Origin of the sequence: Colwellia sp. BRX10-4 (genome assembly GCF_014077465.1) — a bacterium.
Lineage (GTDB): Bacteria > Pseudomonadota > Gammaproteobacteria > Enterobacterales > Alteromonadaceae > Colwellia_A.
Genome location: NZ_JACGVZ010000138.1, coordinates 1 through 286 on the forward strand (window position 1 = coordinate 1; position 286 = coordinate 286).

Annotated in this window: 1 protein-coding gene; it reads right to left on the reverse strand. The window is 42.7% G+C overall.

Annotated features, from left to right (window positions below; translation table 11 throughout):
- A partial coding sequence (locus H4J67_RS20165; RefSeq protein WP_182204954.1) for an Ig-like domain-containing protein occupies nt 1-286 on the reverse strand: 286 nt, incomplete at both ends.

The following is a 286-nucleotide window of genomic DNA, read 5'->3' on the forward strand; positions in this document are numbered from 1 at the left end:
TACAGGCACAGCACCATTGAAATTATCATTTGGTGTGAAGGTATAGCTACCGTCTGCATTTAAGATGAGTTCACCTTCAGCAAGGGTAACCGTATCACCTGCATTATACGTATTCCCACCAACCATAAAGCTTGTAAGAGTTAGTGGACCGTCTGCAGTTGCTGCGTTATCAAGCACATTACCTGTAGCAATTGTATCTTCAGCTATCGTAACCGTTTCACTATCATCACTTAAATCTGAAACCGGTGTCACTGAAATGGTTAGGGTAGAACGCTGAGTATCACCT